This window comes from Paenibacillus thiaminolyticus (assembly GCF_007066085.1).
GTDB classification, from domain to species: Bacteria; Bacillota; Bacilli; order Paenibacillales; family Paenibacillaceae; genus Paenibacillus_B; species Paenibacillus_B thiaminolyticus.
Window position 1 is genome coordinate 6,072,130 of the sequence record NZ_CP041405.1, and the last position, 20,722, is coordinate 6,092,851.

General features: G+C 53.9%; 23 protein-coding genes, 1 tRNA gene and 2 pseudogenes. 21 read left to right on the plus strand and 5 right to left on the minus strand.

Translation table 11 applies throughout. The features are described from left to right. The first annotated feature begins 250 nt into the window (after window positions 1-250). The 10 genes from FLT43_RS26765 (at window position 251) to FLT43_RS26810 (ending at window position 11,063) form a co-directional block, all read left to right on the plus strand. On the plus strand, window positions 251-1,966 hold the full coding sequence (locus FLT43_RS26765) for an amylo-alpha-1,6-glucosidase (RefSeq protein ID WP_087442944.1): 1,716 nt from the start codon (window positions 251-253) through the stop codon (window positions 1,964-1,966). Between the two features lie 303 nt (window positions 1,967-2,269). Beyond that, a complete protein-coding gene (locus FLT43_RS26770; RefSeq protein WP_087442945.1) occupies window positions 2,270-4,000 on the plus strand; it encodes a cache domain-containing sensor histidine kinase in 1,731 nt (576 codons plus the stop codon). Beyond that, entirely contained in the window at window positions 3,978-5,141 is a 1,164-nt protein-coding gene (locus FLT43_RS26775; RefSeq protein ID WP_087442946.1) for a response regulator, read from the plus strand. The genes FLT43_RS26770 and FLT43_RS26775 overlap by 23 nt, the downstream gene beginning before the upstream one ends. A 206-nt stretch (window positions 5,142-5,347) precedes the next feature. Continuing rightward, window positions 5,348-6,607 carry an ABC transporter substrate-binding protein gene (locus tag FLT43_RS26780; protein WP_087442947.1) on the plus strand — a complete coding sequence of 420 codons (1,260 nt, stop codon included), beginning with the start codon at window positions 5,348-5,350 and terminating at the stop codon, window positions 6,605-6,607. Between the two features lie 73 nt (window positions 6,608-6,680). Beyond that, entirely contained in the window at window positions 6,681-7,598 is a 918-nt protein-coding gene (locus FLT43_RS26785) for a carbohydrate ABC transporter permease (protein WP_087442948.1), read from the plus strand. Next, a complete protein-coding gene (locus FLT43_RS26790) occupies window positions 7,595-8,422 on the plus strand; it encodes a carbohydrate ABC transporter permease (RefSeq protein WP_244194224.1) in 828 nt (275 codons plus the stop codon). Before FLT43_RS26785 ends, FLT43_RS26790 begins: the two co-directional genes overlap by 4 nt. 38 nt (window positions 8,423-8,460) lie before the next feature. Then, window positions 8,461-9,465, plus strand: coding sequence for a DMT family transporter (locus tag FLT43_RS26795; RefSeq protein ID WP_087442949.1), 1,005 nt, complete (start codon window positions 8,461-8,463; stop codon window positions 9,463-9,465). A 179-nt stretch (window positions 9,466-9,644) separates the two neighbouring features. Beyond that, on the plus strand, window positions 9,645-10,025 hold the full coding sequence (locus tag FLT43_RS26800) for a helix-turn-helix domain-containing protein (protein WP_087442950.1): 381 nt from the start codon (window positions 9,645-9,647) through the stop codon (window positions 10,023-10,025). Between the two features lie 9 nt (window positions 10,026-10,034). Then, a complete protein-coding gene (locus tag FLT43_RS30935) occupies window positions 10,035-10,250 on the plus strand; it encodes a helix-turn-helix domain-containing protein (RefSeq protein ID WP_087442951.1) in 216 nt (71 codons plus the stop codon). Between the two features lie 309 nt (window positions 10,251-10,559). After that, window positions 10,560-11,063, plus strand: a complete 504-nt coding sequence (locus FLT43_RS26810; RefSeq protein WP_244194225.1) for a Fis family transcriptional regulator — start codon at window positions 10,560-10,562, stop codon at window positions 11,061-11,063. 154 nt (window positions 11,064-11,217) lie between these two features. Here the strand turns inward: FLT43_RS26810 and FLT43_RS26815 are convergent, their stop codons facing one another. After that, window positions 11,218-11,670, minus strand: coding sequence for a hypothetical protein (locus FLT43_RS26815; RefSeq protein ID WP_087442952.1), 453 nt, complete (start codon window positions 11,668-11,670; stop codon window positions 11,218-11,220). Window positions 11,671-11,823: 153 nt separating this feature from the next. On the opposite strand from FLT43_RS26815, the gene FLT43_RS26820 reads away from it, so the two are divergent. The 11 genes and pseudogenes from FLT43_RS26820 to FLT43_RS30945 form a co-directional block, all read left to right on the plus strand. Beyond that, window positions 11,824-11,905 (plus strand) — tRNA-Met (locus FLT43_RS26820). A 174-nt stretch (window positions 11,906-12,079) separates the two neighbouring features. Beyond that, the gene (locus tag FLT43_RS26825) at window positions 12,080-12,400 is read left to right on the plus strand and encodes a hypothetical protein (protein ID WP_087442953.1); all 321 of its coding nucleotides are present in this window, start codon (window positions 12,080-12,082) and stop codon (window positions 12,398-12,400) included. 94 nt (window positions 12,401-12,494) lie between these two features. Continuing rightward, window positions 12,495-12,755, plus strand: coding sequence for a hypothetical protein (locus FLT43_RS26830; RefSeq protein ID WP_115057774.1), 261 nt, complete (start codon window positions 12,495-12,497; stop codon window positions 12,753-12,755). Window positions 12,756-12,947: 192 nt separating this feature from the next. Further along, window positions 12,948-13,409, plus strand: coding sequence for a hypothetical protein (locus tag FLT43_RS26835; RefSeq protein WP_087442955.1), 462 nt, complete (start codon window positions 12,948-12,950; stop codon window positions 13,407-13,409). Between the two features lie 275 nt (window positions 13,410-13,684). Then, the gene (locus tag FLT43_RS26840) at window positions 13,685-14,569 is read left to right on the plus strand and encodes an IS110 family transposase (protein ID WP_244194226.1); all 885 of its coding nucleotides are present in this window, start codon (window positions 13,685-13,687) and stop codon (window positions 14,567-14,569) included. After that, window positions 14,565-14,885, plus strand: coding sequence for a transposase (locus FLT43_RS30330; RefSeq protein ID WP_244194234.1), 321 nt, complete (start codon window positions 14,565-14,567; stop codon window positions 14,883-14,885). The genes FLT43_RS26840 and FLT43_RS30330 overlap by 5 nt, the downstream gene beginning before the upstream one ends. Window positions 14,886-14,950: 65 nt before the next feature. Next, window positions 14,951-15,244, plus strand: a pseudogene (locus tag FLT43_RS30940) (PBSX family phage terminase large subunit); the annotation flags it as partial. 15 nt (window positions 15,245-15,259) lie between these two features. Then, a complete protein-coding gene (locus FLT43_RS30340; RefSeq protein ID WP_164776692.1) occupies window positions 15,260-15,448 on the plus strand; it encodes a hypothetical protein in 189 nt (62 codons plus the stop codon). 16 nt (window positions 15,449-15,464) lie between these two features. Next, a complete protein-coding gene (locus tag FLT43_RS26850) occupies window positions 15,465-16,229 on the plus strand; it encodes a phage portal protein (RefSeq protein ID WP_244194227.1) in 765 nt (254 codons plus the stop codon). Then, window positions 16,181-16,960 carry an IS3 family transposase gene (locus FLT43_RS26855; protein WP_167386823.1) on the plus strand — a complete coding sequence of 260 codons (780 nt, stop codon included), beginning with the start codon at window positions 16,181-16,183 and terminating at the stop codon, window positions 16,958-16,960. Before FLT43_RS26850 ends, FLT43_RS26855 begins: the two co-directional genes overlap by 49 nt. Beyond that, a pseudogene (locus FLT43_RS30945) lies at window positions 16,948-17,001 on the plus strand (hypothetical protein); the annotation flags it as partial. The gene FLT43_RS26855 and the pseudogene FLT43_RS30945, both read left to right, overlap by 13 nt. Window positions 17,002-17,448: 447 nt before the next feature. Here the strand turns inward: FLT43_RS30945 and FLT43_RS26865 are convergent. From FLT43_RS26865 to FLT43_RS26880, 4 genes are all read right to left on the minus strand, one after another. Beyond that, window positions 17,449-18,132 (minus strand): SOS response-associated peptidase, encoded by a 684-nt coding sequence (locus tag FLT43_RS26865; RefSeq protein ID WP_087442957.1) that lies wholly within the window; start codon window positions 18,130-18,132, stop codon window positions 17,449-17,451. 106 nt (window positions 18,133-18,238) lie between these two features. Then, window positions 18,239-18,754 (minus strand): YhjD family protein, encoded by a 516-nt coding sequence (locus FLT43_RS26870; RefSeq protein ID WP_087442958.1) that lies wholly within the window; start codon window positions 18,752-18,754, stop codon window positions 18,239-18,241. Then, window positions 18,751-20,019, minus strand: coding sequence for a DNA polymerase IV (locus FLT43_RS26875; RefSeq protein ID WP_087442959.1), 1,269 nt, complete (start codon window positions 20,017-20,019; stop codon window positions 18,751-18,753). The genes FLT43_RS26870 and FLT43_RS26875 overlap by 4 nt, the downstream gene beginning before the upstream one ends. Before the next feature lie 223 nt (window positions 20,020-20,242). Continuing rightward, complete coding sequence (locus FLT43_RS26880; protein WP_087442960.1) at window positions 20,243-20,656, minus strand: YhjD family protein; 414 nt, start codon at window positions 20,654-20,656, stop codon at window positions 20,243-20,245. Between the last annotated feature and the right edge of the window lie 66 nt (window positions 20,657-20,722).

Consider the following 20,722-nt stretch of genomic DNA (forward strand, 5'->3'; position numbering starts at 1 on the left):
TTGTTTTTTTGCGCTTGAGCTTCGCGGGAACGGGAGCAGGCGGGACAAGACAAAATAACCCCTCGCGCCGAACAAACGAACGAAGTGCGCCGCGCGGCCGGACATCTCGCCCCCCAAGTCCGCACAGCCCGGCGCCGTCCTGCGCGACCGTACCCGCTACAATAGAAGATAAGAGGGAAGAGGCAGAGCTTCTCTACTTGTGAAAGCGTTTGCTTGCGGTGGGATAGCTGGACAGAAGGGGGATATAGGAATGAAGCTTGCATTTGATATACGCACGGTGCCGTTTAGCCGCTATGGCACTTTTTTGGCGGTCTCATGGCTGCCGGCGCGTCCGGGACAGGAGGAGGGCGTCTATATTCGCACCGTCCGCGGCGGGGATACGACCGTGGGAGCGGCATTCCGCATCGAGCTGGTGCGGGACGGGGAGAGTCTGGCCTTCACATCCCGCGGGAGGCCGGGATTGCTGGAGCTGGAGAGCGGAGACGGAGGCCGGGCGGAGCTGTGCATCGATGCGTCCGATCGGATTCGCCTGCGCGCGCGGCATGTCGGCCTGCGGCTGACCTTGGCGGGAGGAGATTACGATTATGCGCTGGCGCGGCCGGAGGGACGCTGGGAGGTCAATGATTTCCGCAACGAGGTGCGCTTCATGCTGACGCCCTTGCAGGGGACGCTGTCGATGGACGCGCCCTGGCGCAGAACCCGCTGCGAGTATATCGCCGCTGCTATGGAGCCGGACGGCCCGGATGCCGCCGAGCTGCTCATCCAGGAGTACCGGACGGTATGGGAGAAGCCGGCCGCGCTTCCGCCGTTCGCCGACAGCGTGGCGCACGTGGAGGCGGAGTTCGCCGCTTGGCTCGGCAAGACGCTGGCGGTGCCGGCCGCCTATGAGGAGGGCCGTCTGCTAGCCGCCTATATTACCTGGTCCTGCGTCGTTCCGGCGGACGGGTATTTGCCGCGGCCGGCGATGTATATGTCCAAGAACTGGATGACCAACATCTGGAGCTGGGATCATTGCTTCAACGCGATGGCGCTCATTCGCGAGCAGCCGGCCTTGGCGTGGGATCAGTTCATGATCTTCTTCGATCGCCAGGACAAGAGCGGAGTGCTGCCGGACTTCTTGAACGACAAATATGCCCTCTGGAACTGCTGCAAGCCGCCAATTCACGGCTGGACGCTGTCCTGGATGATGGAGCGCAGCGAGTGGATCGGCCCTGAGCAGCTCCAGGAGGTGTACGGGCCGCTCTCCCGGTGGACCGAGTGGTGGTTCCAGTATGGCGACGATGACGGAGACGGCATGCCGCAATACAGCCACGGCAATGACAGCGGCTGGGACAACAGCACGATTTTCCACGAGGCGGGCGCCGTGGAGAGCCCCGATCTGGGGGCTTATCTCGTGCTGCAATGCGATGCGCTGGCCGAGATCGCCCGCCGGCTGGCGCATCCGGAAGAGGCGGCGGCCTGGAGGGGCCGGGCGGATCGGACGCTGGAGCGGATGCTGGCGCATTGCTGGCGGGACGGACGCATGACGGCCGTGCGCACCGGCACGCATGAGCCGGTCGGCGAGGACAGCCTGATCGCGTGCCTGCCGATCGTGCTCGGGCGCCGGCTGCCGCAGGAGATCCGCTTGGCGCTCGTGCAGGCGCTGGCGGATGAGCGGCGCTTCTTCACGCCGCACGGCTTCGCGACGGAGAGCATCGGAAGCCCGGCCTATGAGCCGGACGGCTATTGGCGCGGCCCGATCTGGGCCCCGGTCATGATGCTGCTCCTCGACGGCCTTGCCCGATGCGGCGAGGAAGAGCTGGCCGCCGAGGCGGCGCGCCGCTTCTGCGATATGTCCGCCCGCAGCGGCATGGCGGAGAACTTCGATGCGCTGACAGGGGAAGGGCTGCGCGACCGGGCCTTTACGTGGACATCGAGCGTCTTCCTCATGCTGGCCCATGAATATGCGCTGCCGCGCAGCGAATAGAGGGAGAGGCCGCTCACTTCAAGGCGAAGGGGGAGGCCAAGGCAGGTATGAAGCAGCAATGCAGGTATGAAGCAGCAATGCAGATCTGAAGCGGCAAGGCAGGTATGAAGCAGCCAAGGCTGGTCTGGAGCGGTGGGAGCCACCTCTTCCGTACCTGAGCCACAGGATGCGATAAGCTTGATTTGGAAGGACACACGCCTTTTGCAGCAGGAAAATCGTGTGTCTTTTTCCCTTGTCCTTTCCTTGATATAGTTAGGACACACATTACAACATCGCCGCGACACCGCAGAAGGAGGATTGTCTATGGCCCGTATCCCGTTCCTGTCCCGCATCCCTTGGCCGCGGCGCAATCTGCGCGTCAAGCTGGTCGGGCTGTTCCTTGGGGCGGCCCTCTTGCCGCTGTTCACGCTTGGCCTGTTGTCCTATTTCAAGTCGTCTGAGCTGCTGCAGGAGCAATTCGGGCGCTACGGCTCGAATTCGGTGACCCAGCTTCAGCATCAATTGGACACCGAGCTGAATCGTCTGCAGCTGATGGCAGGTTACATTCAGTCTTATCTGCTGAATCCGGCCAGACGGGTGCTGTATACCGAGATCCCGTCGACTTACGGGGAGCTGAAGGATCAATATGAGCTGGAAGATATGCTGAATGCGCTGCGGACGGCCAAGGATCGGGGCATTTTCATCGTGACCGAATCCGGCTATTTCTATGGCGAGAACAGCATCGATACGAGCCTGCTGTTCGCGGAGCCGTGGTGGCAGGCGATGCCGTCCGACTACAACGGCGAGTACTGGCCCGGCTTGTACACGCCCCGCCATTACAAGAAGGCGGACAAGGAGGAGAGGGTGCTCGGCCTGGTTGTCCCGATCCGCAACCAGAGCGGTCCGCTGCGGAACGGGCGCATCCTGCTGGAAATGAAAGCGGATAACTTGTTCGCGCTGTTCTCTTCCTTCGAAAAGGATACGCGTGCCATGCTGACGATTACGGACGGCGGGGGACGGACGATCTACCGCACGGCGGCGGCGGATGCCGCCAAGCCGGATGATATGATATGGAATACGAAGCTGGCTGCGAACGACTGGATGATCGAAGCCCGGATGCCGCATGGCCTGTTCTATCAGTCGACTGACGTCATCCGATCCTATACGGCAATCGGGTTCGTGCTCTCGGTGCTGCTGGCCTTGCTGCTCGGTTATTTGTTCTCCTCGACCGTGACGAAGCGAATCAAGCGATTGAAGGAATCGATGCTGCTGGCCGGCAGCGGCAAGTTCGGCACTCGCCTGACCGTGCGCGGCGAGGACGAGCTGAGCGTGCTTGCCCACAGCTTCAACCGGATGGCCGGACAGCTTGAAGAGCTGGTCGAGCAGATTACGGTCAAGGAGAAGCTGAAAAAAGAAGCAGAGCTGCGGGCGTTCCACTATCAGATTCATCCGCATCTCTTGTTCAACACCTTGAATTCGATTCAATGGAAGGCCCGGCTGGAGGGGAATGAGGAGATTCGCCGCATGCTGTATCATCTGACGATGGTGCTGGAGGGCGGGCTCGATCTTGCTCAGGAGCTGGTTACGGTACGGCGGGAGCTGACCGTGATCGATCATTTCCTGGAGATCCAGCGTCTTCGCTATGAGCATGAGTTCCGTTATGAGACGGATATCGACACGTCCCTGCTCGATTATGTGATGCCGCGCATGACGCTGCAGCCGCTGTTCGAAAATATTTTTTTCCATGCGTTCGAGGATGGGCGGGGAGTCATTCGCTTGACGATCGCGGAGCAGGGAAATGATCTCGTGCTGACGCTGTCCGACGACGGCAAGGGCATGAGCGAGGAGCGCAGGCTGGCACTGCTGGGCGAAGCATCGGATCGGCGGAAGAAGCGGGGCATTGGCGTTTACAACGTTGATCGGAAGTTCAAGCTGCATTTTGGCCCGGAATACGGATTAACGGTGCATTCGGAGCCTGGGCGCGGAACCGATATGATGCTGCGCTGGCCGACACGACAGGAGGGGAATCTTCATGGATCAGATGAAGCCGATTAAAGTGCTGATTGCCGACGACGAAAGCATTGTCCGCAAAGGATTGATGGCTACCGTGGATTGGGCTCGGTACAATATGACGGTCGTCGCGGATGTGCCGAATGGGGCGCGGGGCTGGGAAGCCTTCCTGCAGCATCGGCCGGAGGTCATCATTACCGATATCGTCATGCCGGAAATGGACGGGATCGCCTTGGCCGAGCGGATTAAGGCGGAGTCGCCGCAGGCCAAAATCCTGCTGCTGAGCTGCCATCGCGATTTCGAATATGCCCAGCAGGGCATTCGGATTGGCGCTTCCGGCTATTTGCTGAAGACGGCGTTCGAGGATAGCGAGCTCGACTACTTTTTGCGCAAATTCCAGGCGGAGCTGGAAGCGGATCCGGAGCCGCAGCCCGAGAGCGACGCCGCCGGCTGGGAGGCCGCCTTCTATGCGTGGCTGTCCGGCTTCGATTGCGGCTTCCGGGCCGAGCTGGAGCGGCGCTGGCATGCCTGGAGGCTGCGCCTGCCCTGCACGGTCTATGCCGCGAAGGCGGAGGAAGCGGCGAACCCGTGGAGCGGGCTGGAGGCGCACTTGCCGCAGCCATGCGCCGCGCTGCCGTGCGGAGCGGGCCGGCGCTACTACACGGTCGGCGCCGGGACCGGGGAGCGGATGGAGCGGATATTGAACGATGAGAAGCAGCGGCATGCCTCGCTTCATTGGCATCGCCTCGGACCTCTTCAGGGGCTGGACGAGTGGCTGGAGGCTCTCTTGAAGCTGCACCGCGAGTCGGAGCTGGAGCGGCGCTACGGCCTGCAGCCGCATACTTGGCCGGAGACGATCAGCGAGGCGGTCCGTCTCGTCGCCGGGGATTTGAGCGAGCCGTGGTCGGCCAGCGACATCGCCCGCCGCGTCGGGTTGAGCCGCAGTCATTTCAGCATGCTGTTCAAAAAGACCGTCGGCGAGAGCTTCCTGTCCTTTTTGTACCGGATGCGGCTCGATGCCGCGATGGAGCTGCTGTCATCGACGGATCTGACCTTGCAGGACATCGCCGAGCGCATCGGCATGATCGACGGCAAATATGTAAGCAAATGGTTCAAGCGCTGCTGCGGAGTCACGCCTTCGCAATACCGGGCCGAACAGAAAGGCGAATCGCGCAAGTCATCTTGACCCGTGGAGGGCGAATAGGGCGCCATACGAACAAAATGCCCCCTGGCGCCTGACAGCAAGCAGTTTTGAAAACGCTTTATTTTTTCTAAAGTGGAGATAGCTTGAAAGACGTGTTCAAAAAGGCCGGTATCACTTCGTGATCAAAAGCGGACTTTTTGAACTACCTCTAGTTAGAAGACGAGATTATCGAATCAGGGGGAGGACACATGACGAAGAAACGCTTGTTGACAGCGGTGCTGGCCGCGATGCTTGCCATTGCGCTTGGGGGATGCGGCGCTTCGGATTCCGGAGAAGGCGGGAAGGCCGGTGAACAGAAGGTGCTTCGCTTCGCGACCTGGGATACCGGGGATAGTCTGAAGGTGCAGGAGGATATCGCCAAGGCGTTCGAGAAGGCGCATCCCGGCGTGAAAGTGCAGGTAGAGCCTTACGCCGACGGCTTCGATCAGAAGCTGGCGGCCTCGTTCGGTGCGGGCAATCCGCCCGACGTGATGCTGATGTGGGATTTCCCGACGTATCATGCCAATCTGGAGCCGCTGGACGAGTACATGAAGAAGGACGAGAATCTCGGTCTGGATGATATCTACGACAGCCTGTTCCATTATGTGAAAGTCGACGGCCAGACGTACGGGCTGCCGAGCGGCTTCACGACGAGAGCGATGTATTACAACAAGAAGCTGTTCGACGAGGCGGGAATTCCGTATCCGCAGGACGGATGGACCTGGGACGAGTTCAAGGACATCGCGAAGAAGCTGTCCCACCCGGAGAAGAAGCAGTATGGCTTCGGCCTGCGGGCGACGAACGACCCTTACGATCTGCAGGGCATCGTCTGGAGCAACGGCGGCAGCTTCGTCAGCGAGGACGGCAGCCAGATCGACGGGTTCATGAACGGGCCCGAGACGGCGGGCGCGATTCAACTGTTCGGCGACCTGCTGAAGGATAAGGCGGCTACACTGGTCGGCGGCAAAAATCAGATGAGCGGGGAAGATGTGTTCAAGGCCGGCAAAATCGCGATGTGGGAGAGCGGCGTCTGGCCGCTGGACGGCTTCAAGGAAGCGAAGGTCGATTTCGGCACGGTCGAGATGCCGGCATTCCCGGGCAAGCCGGTCAAGGGCATCGTCGCCTTGAGTGCTGTCTCGGTCGCGAAGCAGTCGAAGCAGAAGGAACTCGCCTGGGAGTTCACCAAGTACTTCATCTCGAACGAAGCGATAAAGATGCGCAGCAATTCCGATCTGCCGATCCGCAAGAGCATCGTTCAGGAGAAGCAATTCGATCAGGATCCGCTCTATGCGGCATTCTACCGGATGCTGGAACGGTCTGACATGACCCCGTCCTTCCTGCTCAACAAGAACTGGAAGCTGGTCAACCGCTATTTGTCGACGGCGATTGATTCGGTCATGCTCGGCCAGGAGGCGAAGACGGTGCTCGACCGGGCGGTGGAGGATGCCTCGAAATATGTAAATCAATAAGACAGGCGGGGCCCCGGCAGATGACCGATCTCCGGGGCCTCCCGCTTCTCTTCAGCGGAAAGGACGATGAACGATGCAACGATCGACCCGGCGGATGACCGCCCTTCCGCGGCAGGCAGCCATTCCTTATTTGTTCATAATGCCGTGGATTATCGGTTTTCTCGCTTTTACATTAGGACCGCTCGTGTTCTCGCTTGTCATCAGCTTCTATGAATGGCCGATTGTCGGCGAGAAGACCTTCGTAGGCATTGCCAACTATGTCGAGATGTTCCGGGGCGACCCTCTCTTCTGGACCTCGCTCGGGGTGACGCTCAAGTTCGCGGCGCTGTTCGTGCCTCTCAATATCGGGGTGGCGCTGCTGCTGGCGATTCTGCTGAACCAGCGGGTCCGGGGAAGCGGTTTTTTCCGTTCCGCCTTCTATTTGCCGTCGGTCATCTCCGGCGTGGCGCTGGCGATGATCTGGTCGTGGGTGTTCGATGGGGAATACGGCATTTTGAATTATTTGCTGTCCGTCTTCGGGATCGAAGGGCCGAATTGGCTGAATGATCCGACGTGGGCTCCGGTGGCGATGGTCATCGCCAGCCTGTGGGGACAAGGCACGATGATGCTGATCTTCCTCGCCGGGCTCAAAAACATCCCGAAGGATCTGTACGAGGTGTCTGCCATTGACGGTGCGGGACGCTGGACGCAATTCGTGCGCATTACGCTGCCGATGCTCAGCCCGACGGTCTTGTTCAATCTCATTACGACCATCATCGCGGCATTCCAGCAATTGACGCTGGCGCTGGTCATGACGGGCGGAGGACCGTTGAACTCCACTTATTTCTATGCCATGTACATGTATGAGAACGCCTTCAAGTATTCGAAAATGGGGTACGCCTCCGCCAACGCATGGTTCATGTTCATCATCGTGCTGGCGCTGACGGCGCTTGTCTTCCGCTCTTCATCGGCCTGGGTCTATTACGAAGGGGAAATGAGGAAAGACAAATGAGAGAAACGCGCATGAATTCGGTTGTCGTCTACAGTCTGCTTTTATTGTTCTCGCTGTTGTTCCTTGCGCCCTTCTATTGGATGATTACGACGGCGGTCAAGACGCCGGAGGAGTTATATCTGTTCCCGCCGAAATGGATTCCGTCCGTGTTCCAATGGAATAATTTCGCCAAGGCGTGGCAATCGCAGCCGTTCGGCACCTATCTGAACAATTCGCTTATCGTGACGGGGCTGTCGCTTATCGGGCAGCTGCTCTCTTCGTCGCTGGTCGCCTACGGCTTCGCGCGCTTTCACTTCCGCGGCAAAGATGCGCTGTTCCTGATTCTGCTCGCATCGATGATGATTCCGTGGGAGGTCACGATGATCCCGCTCTATATGGAATTCAATACGCTCGGCTGGATCAACACGCTGAAGCCGCTCATCGTTCCGGCCTGGTTCGGGTCGCCGTTCTTTATTTTTCTGCTGCGGCAGTTCATTATGGGCATCCCGATCGAGCTGGAGGAGGCGGCCCGCATCGACGGCGCCAATCCGGTGCAAATTTTCCTGCGGCTGATTGTTCCGCTGCTGCAGCCGGCGCTCATTCTCGTCGGGGTGTTCCACATCTTGAGCAGCTGGAACGACTATCTTGGCCCGCTTATCTTCCTGAACGATCAGACCAAGTACACGCTGACGCTCGGGTTGTCGCAATTCCGGGGCATGTTCGGCGTCGATATGGTCTCCATCATGGCCGTAACCTTCCTCATCTGCCTGCCGCCGCTTGCCGCCTTTTTCCTGGCGCAGCGCTACATCGTTGAAGGCATTGCGACGACCGGCATCAAAGGCTGAGTCATGGCAGGATATGAACATGAAAGGGGGACATCCGGTTGAATCGGACGCGGCTATCCGAGTTATGCTTATTGATTACGGCTCTCATCTGGGGATCGACCTTCCTTATCGTGCAGAGAGCGCTTGACGACGTATCTTCCCTGGCGTTCAACGCGGCGCGCTTCGCCGGAGCGGCTCTGCTGTTCCTGCTGCTGATGCTGGCGAGCGGACGCCTGCGCAGGTCGCGATGGGATGCGGGGCTGCTGCTCCATGGAAGTGTGCTCGGCCTGTGGCTGTTCGGCGCTTTCTCGCTGCAGACGGCCGGCCTTCAGTATACAACCTCCACCAATACCGGCTTCATCACCGGCATGTCGGTCGTCTTCGTGCCGTTCGCTTCGCTGTTGATCGCGAAGCAGCGCCTGTCGGCCGCGACCTGGATGGCCGCAGGGGCGGCCTTCGCCGGGCTGTATCTGCTCGCGGTGGACGGCGGCAGCCTGTCCTTGAACCGCGGGGATATCCTCGTCTTCTTCGGGGCGGTCTGCTTCGCTCTTCATATCGCGGTCACGGCCCTGTATGCGCCCCGGCATGAGACGATGCCGCTCGTGACCGTCCAGTTCGCTACGGTGGGGGTGCTCGCGGCGCTGCTCTCGGGCTTGACCGAGACGGCGGCTCCGCTCGGCGAACGGCTTGCCGGGTTCGCGAAGCCGGAAGTGCTGATTGCCCTGCTCGTGTCCGTGCTGCTCTCGACCGGCTTCGCGTACTGGGCACAGACCTGGTGCCAGCAGCATACTTCCGCGGCGCGGGTCGCGATTATCTTCGCCACCGAGCCGGTGTTCGCCGCCTTGACCGGCGTCATCTTCGCTGGCGAGCGGCTCGGTTGGTCCGCCGTACTGGGCTGCGCGCTCATTCTCGGCGGCATGCTCTATGCCGAGCTGGCGGAGCGCCGCCCGGCGGATGCGCCGCCGCAGCGCCAGCCGGATGCGCCTCCACAGCGGAAGCCGGACGCCCCGGCGCCCGGCGAGGACCGGAGCCCGCGCCAGGGCAGCGGCCGGCGCAGTTCTTGACGGCGCGACGGGCGATCCGCCGCCGGACAGGCCGGGGCCGAGCGGAGGCGTGGCAGGCAGGGGGCAGGGCCTGGCCTGAACGCAAGAGGGGCTGTCCTCTCTGCAGTTTTAGCTGCATGATATGCTCCCCTTACGGTAGACAGGTGAAATAATAAAACCTGTGTAAGGGGAGCTTTTTTATGCCTAATAAAAAATATGATGCGTCAGAGAAACTCGTTATCATTGGTGAAATCGAAAGTGGCGAAATTGGTGTTAAGGCTGCAGCCAAGAAATACGGTATCAGCAAAACGACTTTGGTGAAATGGCGTCGTCGTTACAAGGTGTATGGTTATGAGGGGTTAGAAAAACAAAACCATAATCGAAGTTATAGTGCTGGGCTTAAGCTCCAAGCGGTGGATTACATAGAGGGAGGATTGTCTCAATATCAGATCATCGATAAATACAAGATTGCAAGCAGAACGCAGCTTTCCAACTGGATTAAGGAGTATAATCGTCATAGCAGCTTAAAAGCTTACTCAGGAGGAGCGAAAGCAATGACGAAGGGGCGTTCGACGACTTAGCAGGAACGGATCGATATTGTGCAATACTGTCTTGCTCATCAGTATGACTACCGTAAGACAGCGGACCATTTTCAGGTCTCCTACCAGCAAGTCTACCAGTGGGTGAAGAAGTTTGAAGAGGGCGGCCAGGATGCGTTAAAGGATGGTCGGGGAAGAACGAAAGCGCCGGAGGAATTAACAGAGGCCGATCGCCAAAAAACTCCAGATGAAAAAGATGGAATATGAAATCGAGCGGCTTCGGGCGGAAAATGCATTTCTAAAAAAGTTACGGGAATTCCAAAGGAGGCGAAGCTAAGCCAATACCGTCAAGAGACCATGAATTAAAGGCAGAGTATGTGCGCCTCCTATGTGAATATCACAATTTTAAAGATACATTCCGGGCCTTGGCAGCTAAGCGCGGCGCCGCGGAGAACCGGGAACGGACACTCAAGACAGCCATTAAGATCGCAATCGATGAATACGGACTCTGGCAGGACAAGTCAGCAGCAGCTCATATTATGTTCGGTGCACTTAATGAGGCGATTAATCAAGTCTATGGCGATGCACAGATGCGGGGTGATGACGATGCACGATCTAATTCCCGAGTACAAAGAAACCCGGAAGACCCTGGTACACAAGAGAGATGAACTGAAACAGATGCGGGATGAATTGAAGGAGCGCCGGCTGAAGTTGATGGGGAAGATCACGCAGCCGACTATTCCCCACGCAGAGGCCGAGCAGATAGCCGCCGAGATAGCAACACTGGAGAGCGATATGTCGTTCTTGTCCTCCATGATTTCGGACCGGGAATACGACATTGAATGGATGGAGACAGGCAGGAGACCGGGCAACAAGCGCGGAATAGAGCGGCGAGCGGCATACCAGCGAGAGCGGCCGGTTGATCCTCTCAAGCTCCAGGCATACGTAGCCAAATCATGCAGCGGCGGCGCCGTACAGGCAGAGAGAATAACGGATCGAGAACGGGACCGGATAGAGTTTGCACTTGGTCAATTATCACCAAGAGAAAAAGAGTGCGGAATCGGCAGAAGAAAAAGTTAGATACCACTCTAGACAAGCGGATTTATTTGATTATATCTAAAAAATGGCGACTGCTTACTATAGTGGCAGTCGCCATTAGTCTATTTCTTCTTTTCATGGTCTTGTATGACTTGGTTTATGTACTTCAATCTGATTCTTATTTGTTCAAGATGTTTTATTCTAACCATGTCAATAAACGAGGCGGATAAGGAAAAAACCAAAAACCAGACATGCTTATAATTCCACTTGAATAGTCTGTGTTATCTTTAAGAGATATAGAAATTGCAAGCAAAGCAGCCATAACAGAAACAACAGGGATTAAAATAGTTGTAATATTTTTTATAAGCATGTCATCAGCCTGTTTCAATTCTTCCATCTCTATTTTGAATTTCATATCGTAGATTTGTTGTTGATTTTCAATAAAACGAGCCGAGTAAAAATTTAAAGTTAGTAAGTGGTGGTCATCTCTTTTTCTTCTATTTCTAAGGGGCAATGGATACTCTCTTATGAATTCCCGGTATTTTCTAAGTCGAAAAATGAAGTATACTACCAGAAGAATTAAAATGATAACCAGTAATAACAATGGGAGAACCAGAATGAGTAAGTTGTAAATTTTCCATAAAGTCATGCTTAGAACCTCCGATTATTGGATCATAACTTAATTCAACATTGGTAGGATTACTCCTCTAAAAGCCCCTTACAAAAGCCACCTATATATAGACGGGTAAATCGGCGCGGGAAACAACCCCGTTGCTTCGGTGGAAACCGCGCCCCGTCTCGTGGAAAGGTAGCTCAGAGGACAGAGCGCTCGGGGCAGGGCCCATAGCCCGCGAAGGTTGGCGGTTCGAATCCGCCCCTTTCCCTCAACGAAATTTACTAATTATGTTAATCCTCCTTCTCTATATAGCCGCTCCTTCGGGGGCGGCGCTTTATAAAAACCAGAAATTATAGAATGAACCAAATCTATTGCCATTTTCCATAAAATAGTTTACAATGATCGTGAAATACAAAATATCCATGATATGGAGGTTTTTGCAATGAAAAAAGCACTGATCGTATTCGGCACAACTGCAGCTTTACTGGCAAGCGTAATGGCTCCGACAGCGGGCTTTGCTGCTACAAAAACAGAAGTATCGACTACTAATTCTGTTTTTGCGCAGGAAGAAAAGGAATGGATTACAGACGTCATAGGTTGGAAGTACTATTCTAATCTAAGCGATGTTCCAGAGACATACTATTATGTTGGTACAGGTACGACGGGGAAAGGTATTTGGAAAGGTGAACTGAGACTCAAAGAGCGGACATTTAATAGCAAGGGTGTGAGAGGAATTTACGAAGGTTGGATTTATAAGTCTTAAACCGCATTTGCTTAAATCAGATGTGTACGATATTTAACATGGAACTAGTCGCTGATAATCAGCGGCTTTTTTCATAGGAGGAAATACCTTCCTTATGTCGAAGTATGACAGCAAAAGGAGGAGTTGTATAATTGATGCAGATTCTTTTTTAATGCCGCTTAAAGATATGGCGAATACTTTGGTATTCATGCTATTGTTGTATATGGTGTTACCTATCGTCGCATCAGCATTATTGTTGAGGTTTGGCTTCAAGGTAAAAGGACAAATGTTTAATTTACTTGTTGGGGCAGTCTCGTTGGTTGGAATCTACTTTATGATGACGGATGGGACACAAAGGTTTTTAGTAATACAGTAACGTTTCCTTATAAGTCGCTGATTATTCAGCGGCTTTTCTATTGCAAGAATTTTTAAAGTCGTTTTTTCTCTGTCGAAATAAGTAAAGTATTAGGACATTACTACTTTTGAACTATATACCCAATTAGGGATATTTTGGTAGAATGGGGATTGAAAGGTGGCCGCCTTTAAATAATCAAAAGGATGGGATACTATGAAAAAGTTTGTCTCAACACTTCTAGTATTTGCTTTAATGTTAGTATTCTCTACAAGTGCATTTGCGATGCCAGGTATGGGGGATACTATGGAAAAAGCTATTAAAATTGAGCCAGGTATCAAATTTAATGGTGTAATCCAAGATTCCACAGATTATGATTGGTTTACATGGGAAAATAAAACAACGAAGAATAGATACTTGAATTTTCAAATTTGGACACCATCAGCACAAAATAATCTACAGTTAGGAGCGGTAATGGTGTATCCATTCGGACATCAGACATTGCCGTTTTATGCAGAAAAGAGTAAGAGTGGAACTTTTCTGGACTTTCGTAATATTTTAGTCCCTGCATATGCAGGGAAAGTATACTTATTCGTGAAATCAACCGGGAATAATCCCGAACCTTACGAAATCAAATATTTTACTTTAACATATGAAAAACCTGGTGATTTGGACTAAAGGACTTCATTAAGTCGCTCATTTGAGCGGCTTTTCGTATTATTAGGTCAACCGGAATTTCTGGTTGGCCTATTTTTGTAGGTATATTAAGATGGCGGTAGCCGGGAGAACGTGCGGCTTTTAGGGGGAAAACCCCGGAATAAAAACTGTTCTCCCACTACCCCCAATGACCATGTTTGAGCTGGTTGAGACATTGAAGATCTCGTATCACAAGCGAAGCTATGGGTTTGGAGCCATCGTGGGAGTGCCGGCGAGTATTTAGTAAGGAGGGTATTATGGAACCGGTAATAGGAATGGATATATCAAAAGGAAACAGTGTCATTCAAGCTTTTTTACGGCGAAATGAACCCTACGGGAAAGCAGAACAGATTTATCATAACGAGCAAGGATTAGAGAGGCTCTGCACATTATGCACAGAACTAAAAGCAAGGACAGGCACGGAGCCAGTAGTTGTTATGGAAGCTACGGGACATTATCACCGTGGACTTGTTTGTTACTTGGCTCGGGAAGAAATCCGTCATATCATCCTTAATCCGTTACAGTCCAAGCGAGCAAAAGGAATGGGACTTTGTAAGGTGAAAACCGACGAGGCAGATGCTTGGAACTTGGCCGAAATGTTTTACAGAGGAGATGCTTTGCCACACCGAATCTGGGATGAGGCGTACATGGAACTTCAACACGCTACCCGCCAGCATGAGTTTGTCACATCATTATATGTACAAGCCAAACTCAATACCAGGGCATTGTTGGATCAAGTAATTCCGGCTTATGAAGGAGTGTTTAGTGACCTGTACTCGGCTACATCACTAGAAGTGTTGCAGAGCTGTTTACAAGGGCAAATGGATGAGGTGGAGATTATAGAGAAAGTCCTAATAAAACATGCTGGGAGATCTCGCAGTCAAAGCTGGATAAGAGAGAAGTCGATACGATTAGAAGAGGTATCAAGCAAGTGGAAGGAAGGGTGGGCAAGTCCATCTCAAACGGCGGTACTGAAAGGGATGGTGGCGTTACTCTTAACATTTCAAGCCCAATTGAAGCAATTGGAGCAGCAAATGGAGGAAATATCTGTTCATCTACCGGAGGTTCATTTATTGAAATCCATTCCTGGAATTGGGGAAAAGCTTGCAGCGGCTATAGTGGCGGGAGATAGGAGATATTAGACAGTTTAGACATGCTAAGCAGCTAGTAGCCTATGCCGGACTAGATCCGAGTGTATATAGTTCAGGGAAATTTATAGCTAGCAGCAACCGGATTACGAAACGCGGCTCAAAACGTCTGCGCAGATCGTTGTATCTTGCTGTACAATGTGGACTTCGGCAAGGAAGTAATAGACGGTTAGTATCGTACTACGAACGAAAAAAGAAAGAAGGCAAGCCTTACAAGGTAACGGTGATCGCTTGCGCCAACAAGCTACTACATCACATTTACGCTAGAATAGAGGCCAGCCTTACCAAGCATAAACTTATTCAATTCTAAAAAAACCAGTATATCAGTAATTCATTAAATCACCAAGGGTGCAGCTTGACAAACATTAGCTGGTTTTTATTGCTGCTATCAAGAAGCGCGGGGTATTCCGTGTAATCAAGGCCGACAATGATGTCGTGGATGGCATACGTGATGTTGCCTCCGCATTGGTCGAGGGATTGATCAAATACAACGATTGTTGCAAGGAAACGCTACGTGAATTCTCTAGCTATGTATGGGACGAGAAGGCAGCAGCGAGAGGGGGAGACAAGCCGCTCAAGGAAAATGATCACCAAATGGACGCGGATCGGTATTTCGTACGGGGTGTGGTCAAGCGAAAAGGCGGGGTATACTTTCCAGACGCGTCATAAGAAAGGGGGATGCACTTGTTTTTTCTGTTTGGTGATGAAATGGAAGACATTGAGAGGATTATTCGCGAAGGGGCGGAATCCGCGGCCACTATTCCTCAAATCATTGAGATTGAAATAGGTGAATGGAAGAATTCGAAGAAACTTAAATGGATGCGGGAAACTTGGCGAACAACAAAATCCCGCATGCGTTTGCGCGTAAATTGACCAAAAGGTTGGATATTTGCTTGGTAAGCCGATGAGTATTCAAACCAAGAATGATACCTATCATAAAACGCTGACGGACATATTTAATGACGCAATGATGAGGCGTTTGCAGTCGATAGGGGAAGAGGCAATAAACAAAGGAATCTCTTGGTTACATCCCTACTACAATGAATCGGGCGATCTCTGCTTCAAAAAGATGAAATCTGAAGAAATTATTCCACTCTGGAAAGACGAAGAACACACTGAACTGATGGCGGTAATCCGAGTATATGATGTCGTAGTATATAACGGATTGAACCGAAGCACAGTTACCAAGGTGGAATGGTGGGACGTGAACGGTGTTCGCCGCTATGTTGTTCAGAATGGACTTGTGCCGGATGTGGAAGCAGGAGAGGAAGGAAGTCATTTCACTCTCATTGTAGGTGATGAAGAGAAACCAATGAATTGGGAGCGAGTGCCGTTTATCGCATGGAAGTATAATTCAAGGGAACAACCGTTGATCGAGATCATTAAAGAATTGGTAGATGATTATGACAGGAACAAGAGCGATAACAGTAATAATATAGAGGATCTACCTAATAGCATCTACGTAGTTGATAACTATGACGGGACTAGTGGATCTGAGTTCCGGAAAAACATCTCAATATATAGGACGGTATTTACTAGAGAAGGCGGTAGTGTGAAATCGGTAAACATCGAAATTAACACTGAGGCATACACCAAGAAGAAGCGTTGTTCAGCGTTCAGCTTCTGTGTGAAATTGCAGGCATTTCACGTTTAAGCTATTACAAGTGGCTAAATCGCAAGCCCAGTTCCCATGAGCAGGAAAATGCAGAGCTAACGCATGTCATGATGTCCATTTATGAGAAAGTCGAGCGTACCTTTGGATACCGTCAATTAACGGTGCACATGCGCCGCCAAATGGGAAAAACGATTAACCAAAAGCGCGTGTACCGGCTGATGAAGATACAAGGAATTCAATCCGTCATCCGGAGGAAGAAAAAGAGATATCCGAGATCCACTCCACAGCAGGTGGCTGAGAACGTGCTGAACAGCAAATTCACTGCAGATGCGCCAAATGAAAAGTGGGTTACGGATGTGACGGAATTCAAGTACGGCAATGGCCAAAAAGCGTATCTAAGCGCTATTCTCGACCTTCATGATAAATCCATCGTTTCCTATGTATTCGGGCGTTCCAATAACAAACCTCTTGTATTTCAGACGTTGAAACGGGCCTTGCAAGAAGCACCAGGAAGCAAGCCCATGCTTCATAGCGACCGGGGTTTCCAATATACCTCTCTGGACTTCAAGAAGCTCTTGGACGATAACGAAATGACTCAGAGTATGTCCCGTGTTGGACGATGCATCGATAACGGTCCAATGGAATCTTTCTGGGGAACCCTAAAATGCGAGAAGTATTATTTACACACCTACCATACCTTTGAGGAGCTCGAAAAAGACATCCAGGCCTACTCCACTTTTACAATTACGAACGATTACAAGCAAAACTAAACGGCCTCAGTCCGATGGAATTCAGGACTAAAGCCGCTTAATTGATTTTTATGTTTTGTACTGTCTACTTGACGGGGTGCAGTTCACAGTGAGACAGCCCCTAATTCTCAAAGCCCGGCTTGCCAAAACGTCGAAATGCTGTAAAAATACAGCTTTCTATTATGAGGTTTCGCCCGTTGCAGGGATTCCTGCAAAACCGCAGGAATTTCAGGCTGTGCAATAGATAAAAAGCGAAAATCGGCGGAAATGATGCACTTTTACAGGAATATAATAAAATATCGGATCGGATGGCGCAAATTCCTGTAGTAACGCAGGATTTTACTGCCTTCTCCTTCTTCCACCGCCAGCGCCATGAGAAGCTGCGGCATCTGGATCTATCGCCGCTTCTCCAGCGCCCGTCCTGCCTCTATCGGTAAATCCCGTCTCGCGGCCCCGTATCCTTTTGCACGGCCTGCCTATGGGACAGCCTTTTGCCGGATCGAGTATCGTCAAGAGAGCGGCTCAATGCAAGCGGGATCGTCCGTCTTCGCATTGCCTACCCGCTTGTGTACCGGATAGGCGCGAAGCTCATCGGCCGGACGGGGCCGCAGAAGCGGCTCCAGCCGCAGCGTGTCGGTCGTGCCGCGATCGAGCCACATCGTCATCTGCTCGGGCGGCACGATGACGGGCATCCGGTCATGTATCGGAGCCATCAGCTCGTTCGGTTCGGTCGTGATGATCGTGCAGGTGCTTACCTTGCGCCCTTCGGCATCGAACCAGGTGTCATACAGGCCGGCGAACTGAAAGAGGCCGCCGTCCCGCCTTACGATCCGGATCGGCTGCTTCGTGCCGTCCGGCTCCGTTCTCCATTCGTAGAAGCCGTCCGCCGGAATGAGGCAGCGCTTGCGCTCGAACGGAAGGCGGAAGGCCGGCTTGCTGCGCAGCGTCTCGGCGCGGGCGTTCATGGTCCGCCAGCCGATCTTCTCGTCCTTGGCCCAGGAGGGGATCAGCCCCCAGCGGAGCGGGCCGATTCTCAGCTTCGCCCCGTCATGGATGACGGCCGGGATGGGCTGGCCCGGGGCGATATTGAAGCGGGGCCCGTAAGAGATCAGGGCCGCAGCCGCATCCTCCTCCAGCGCATAATAGGCGAGCAGCTCCTCCAAGCTCACCGTCAATGAATATCTCCCGCACATGCTTCTCCCTCCCTTTTTCTAGAACGACTTCATTATACCCGATGGCCGCCGCCTCCTCCAATGACCGTCCCCGGATCAGCCAAGCCTCGACGTTGCCGGTCCCTAGTCACGCCCGGATGGAGGAATTCCGGAGAGCCGCGACCAGATGATCGGTATATCTGCCCAGCCTCTTGCTCATATCGGCCCGCATATATTCCCGCGTAATGAGGAAGCTGCCCTTATGGCCGCGGCATGTATAAGGGTACGTAATCGCCTGGCCGTCGTGCTCCCCTGCGAACAGATGGATGTTCTTGTCCAGCATGGCGCGTCCTGCCTTGGATAAATCCCGGTCAATATGCAGGGCGAGAATCTGGGCGGCCTGGGAATAGAGCGACTTCAGCGTTTCGGAGGAGCGCTCGATATCCCGGATTTTTCGGGTCACCATCGTCTGCAGATGGGAGAGCATGACATAATTTTTCATCAGCTCCAGCTCTTCCCGCTTCGGAGGGGAGGGCGGAACAGGGGGAGCAGGCTGGGCGGGCTGATCGAGGTCGAGGCGGCGATTCAACAAGGCTTCCTTATGCTGGGGAAGCATCATTCTGCTCGATTCCCACAGACCGTTTTTTTGGAGTTTTTTGCTCATTTATAATGCCCCCCGATTTTGGCCGCCCGGTCTGCTGCCTGACCGGCGTCGGTCAGGGAGGAGGCGCGAACGATCGCCGCATTGCCGTACCGTTCCTTGATGCCGTCCGTAGCCTTCTCCAGTGCTCTGGTTTTTTCCTGATCCTCGAACAAGGTAAGCTGATACAGTTGATCGTCCACCAGCTTGCTTAACGTGATGCCGGCGCGGCGGACTGGCCTGCGGTTCCAGAACGTATAGAAAATCTGCTTGGCCGCGGCAAAGACTTTGTTCGTATTATTTGTCGGATCCGGCATCGTCATTTGGCGGGAGAACCCCGTCGGCGCTTCGTACGGGCTGCACATGCAGCTGACCGTGACCACCGAGCCCATATATCCTTTGCGCCGGCAATCCCGGCACACGTCCTCCGTAAGCTCGAGCAGAATCGTATTCACTTCCGATTCCGTGGCGTAGTCCCGCGGCAAGGTCATCATATGGCCGACCGATTGCGGCGGCGTACGGAACGTATCCGGGGAGACGGGGCTGTCATCGAGGCCGTTGGCGGTGCGCCACATCACTTCGGCATGAATATCCGACTGCTTGCCGAAGCGGGCGCGGAACTTGTCTTTGAGCTGCGGCAGCGGGGTTCTGGCGATATCTCCGATAGTCGTCATGCCCAGGCGGGCAAAATGGGCCGTCATGCGGGAGCCGACACCGAACATTTTGTTGACAGGCTGAGACCACAGCAGCGTCTCGATGTCGGAGGGAGTCAGGGCGAAGATGCCCTCTTTGTTTTTCTTGGCCCATATATCCGTTGCCATCTTGGCCAGTATTTTATTGGAGCTGATCCCGATCCGGATCCATACTCCGGTCTGGTCGAGCACGCTGCGCTGAATCTCTCTGGCCATGGTGACAGGGTCTCCGAACAGCGCCCGGCTGCCGGTCACATCGAGAAATTGCTCATCGACGCTGAACGTTTCGACGAGATCGGTGAATTGTTCATAAATTCGCGTAATGAGCAGCGAGACGTCAATATAATGTTGCATGCGGGGGCGCATCACGATCAGGCGGGGGCATTTGTTCAGGGCTTCCCCAAGCCGTTCCGCCGTTGTTACTCCATAGCTTTTGGCTATCGGGCAAGCGGCCAGAATGATTCCCGATCGGCGCGCGGGATCCCCGGACACAACGAGCGGCATATGTTTATATTCCGGGTGCTCCGCTTTTTCCACGCTGGCATAGAAGCTTTGGCAGTCCGCCAAAAAGATAATCCGTTCCTTGCTTCCGCTCAATGTAACCACCTCAACCAATCGAGTCTAAAAATAAGAACGTGCATTCGTATTTATTATATACCGAACATATATTCTCTATGCAAATGAAGTTTATGGAATCGGATGGCGGTTCGCGCTTATAAAAACAAGACCGCCGGCTTGCCGGAGCTTCGTTCCGATAAGCAGCGGTATGGGGCTGTGCTATGGAGCGGAACGGATGCCGTTCCGCCGCCTGTGCTGCGGCTTAGCTGTCTGCGCTCCCCTCCGGTTCCCCCGGGTCACAGATGTGCAAATAGCGCTGCAGCAGGCTCTTCACCTCGGCCCGGATCAGGCCGCGAAGCATGTAGAAGGAGCGGTGATAGCCCCGGCACACGTACTGCACGCGAACGCCGTGCTCCAGCCGCTCCTCGGACACGATCTTAATCCCGCGATGCCGGAACTGCTTCCGGATGCGGAACAGATCGGAGGCGGCGTCATCCTGCGCCTGGCGCAGCCCCTGGATATAAATTTCTCCCATCTTCAGCCCCGAGACGGCAATGCGGCTGATATCGCGCTCAAGCACGTCGAGGACGAGGGTCTGAAGGGTATACTGCTTCACCAGCAGGGCGTCTTCCCCGTCATGAGGCGGAGGCCCGCTTGTCGCGGACAATAAAGTCATACCGGGTTCCTCCTTGGGTAACATCCATCCATGCGGCCCCCCCCGGATTGGGAAGGGGAGCGCGGA

What these genes read in the sequence shown, in the direction of transcription:
- FLT43_RS26840 (WP_244194226.1), top strand. Translation starts at nt 13,685, where the DNA reads ATGGAACCGGTAATAGGAATGGATATATCAAAAGGAAACAGTGTCATT.
- FLT43_RS26825 (WP_087442953.1), top strand. Translation starts at nt 12,080, where the DNA reads ATGAAAAAAGCACTGATCGTATTCGGCACAACTGCAGCTTTACTGGCA.
- FLT43_RS26880 (WP_087442960.1), bottom strand. Translation starts at nt 20,656, where the DNA reads ATGACTTTATTGTCCGCGACAAGCGGGCCTCCGCCTCATGACGGGGAA.
- FLT43_RS26785 (WP_087442948.1), top strand. Translation starts at nt 6,681, where the DNA reads ATGCAACGATCGACCCGGCGGATGACCGCCCTTCCGCGGCAGGCAGCC.
- FLT43_RS26765 (WP_087442944.1), top strand. Translation starts at nt 251, where the DNA reads ATGAAGCTTGCATTTGATATACGCACGGTGCCGTTTAGCCGCTATGGC.
- FLT43_RS26800 (WP_087442950.1), top strand. Translation starts at nt 9,645, where the DNA reads ATGCCTAATAAAAAATATGATGCGTCAGAGAAACTCGTTATCATTGGT.
- FLT43_RS26790 (WP_244194224.1), top strand. Translation starts at nt 7,595, where the DNA reads ATGAGAGAAACGCGCATGAATTCGGTTGTCGTCTACAGTCTGCTTTTA.
- FLT43_RS26770 (WP_087442945.1), top strand. Translation starts at nt 2,270, where the DNA reads ATGGCCCGTATCCCGTTCCTGTCCCGCATCCCTTGGCCGCGGCGCAAT.
- FLT43_RS26810 (WP_244194225.1), top strand. Translation starts at nt 10,560, where the DNA reads ATGGCGATGCACAGATGCGGGGTGATGACGATGCACGATCTAATTCCC.
- FLT43_RS26870 (WP_087442958.1), bottom strand. Translation starts at nt 18,754, where the DNA reads ATGAGCAAAAAACTCCAAAAAAACGGTCTGTGGGAATCGAGCAGAATG.
- FLT43_RS26865 (WP_087442957.1), bottom strand. Translation starts at nt 18,132, where the DNA reads ATGTGCGGGAGATATTCATTGACGGTGAGCTTGGAGGAGCTGCTCGCC.
- FLT43_RS26830 (WP_115057774.1), top strand. Translation starts at nt 12,495, where the DNA reads ATGTCGAAGTATGACAGCAAAAGGAGGAGTTGTATAATTGATGCAGAT.
- FLT43_RS26775 (WP_087442946.1), top strand. Translation starts at nt 3,978, where the DNA reads ATGGATCAGATGAAGCCGATTAAAGTGCTGATTGCCGACGACGAAAGC.
- FLT43_RS26815 (WP_087442952.1), bottom strand. Translation starts at nt 11,670, where the DNA reads ATGACTTTATGGAAAATTTACAACTTACTCATTCTGGTTCTCCCATTG.
- FLT43_RS26835 (WP_087442955.1), top strand. Translation starts at nt 12,948, where the DNA reads ATGAAAAAGTTTGTCTCAACACTTCTAGTATTTGCTTTAATGTTAGTA.
- FLT43_RS26780 (WP_087442947.1), top strand. Translation starts at nt 5,348, where the DNA reads ATGACGAAGAAACGCTTGTTGACAGCGGTGCTGGCCGCGATGCTTGCC.